The following is a 1,317-nucleotide window of genomic DNA, read 5'->3' on the forward strand; positions in this document are numbered from 1 at the left end:
GCCGGCCGCCGCGCAGGCGGCGAGGGTCGCGATCATGCTGGTCTGGAACCGGAACACGGCCACGACCGCCGCGAGCGCGAGCAGCAGCGCCCAAGGGTTGAGGCTCTCCGGGACCGGGATGTCGAACCGGATCGGACCGGCCGCGAACGGGCGGACCTCGGCGAAGATGGTGTGGAGCGCGAACCAGACCGCGAGGTTGAGGATCACCCCGACCACCGCCGCCGTGATGGCCGAGAGCGCGCCCGCGAGCGCCCGGTTGCCGCGCAGGCGCTCGACATAGGGAGCCCCGAGGAAGATCCAGAGAAAGCAGGGCGTAAACGTCACCCAGGTGGTGAGCAGTCCTCCGAGCGTGCCGGCCACGAGCGGCGGCAGGCTGCCGGGATTGCGGAAGGCGGCGAGAAAGCCCACGAACTGCGTGACCATGATCAGCGGTCCGGGCGTGGTCTCGGCCATGCCGAGGCCGTCCAGCATCTCGCCGGGCCCGAGCCAGCCGTAATGCTCCACCGCCTGCTGGGCGACGTAGGCCAGCACCGCGTAGGCGCCCCCGAAGCTCACCATCGCCATCTGCGAGAAGAACAGCGCGACTTGGCTGAACACGTCGCCGGGCCCGAGCAGCGCCAGGATGAGCACGACCGGCGCGAGCCAGAGCGCACCCCAGACGCCCAGAACCCGCAGCGCGTGGCCGTGCGCGGCCCACTCCTGCGGGAGCTCGTCATCGCCGAGCAGGTAGGGACCGCCGTCGTCCTTGCCCGAACCGCCGTGCCCGCCACCGGCCCGGAACTGCGCCATCCCGGCCCGGCCGCCGAGATAGCCGATGACGCCGGCCGTCAGGACGATGAGCGGGAAGGGCACGGCGAGGAAGAAGATGCCCGCGAAGGAGGCCGCCGCGAGTGCGAGCATGACCCGGCTCTTCAAGGCCTTGCGGCCGATGCGCAGCACCGCCTGCGCCACGATGGCGAGCACCGCCGCCTTCAGCCCGAAGAACAGGCCGGCCACGAGGCCGACCTTGCCGTAGAGCGCGTAGATCCAGCTCAGGGCCATGATGGCGAGGACGCCCGGCAGCACGAACAGGCCGCCGGCGACGAGGCCGCCGCGGGTGCCGTGCATCAGCCAGCCGACATAGGTGGCGAGCTGCTGCGCCTCCGGGCCCGGCAGGAGCGTGCAGAAGTTCAGCGCGTGCAGGAAGCGGCTCTCGGAGACCCAGCGCTTCTCCTCGACGAGGACGCGGTGCATCACCGCGATCTGCCCGGCCGGCCCGCCAAACGAGAGCGCGGCGATGCGAGACCAGACCGGCAGGGCCTGGCCGAGCGTCACGGG

The 1,317-nt window shown here is 71.8% G+C and carries 1 protein-coding gene; it reads right to left on the reverse strand.

Going from position 1 to position 1,317, the window contains the following annotated elements:
- Nucleotides 1–1,317 (reverse strand): chromate efflux transporter (gene chrA, locus WDW90_RS37210; protein ID WP_336492741.1); only part of this gene is annotated, 1,317 nt, incomplete at both ends.

This window comes from Methylobacterium nigriterrae (assembly GCF_037106235.1).
GTDB lineage: Bacteria > Pseudomonadota > Alphaproteobacteria > Rhizobiales > Beijerinckiaceae > Methylobacterium > Methylobacterium nigriterrae.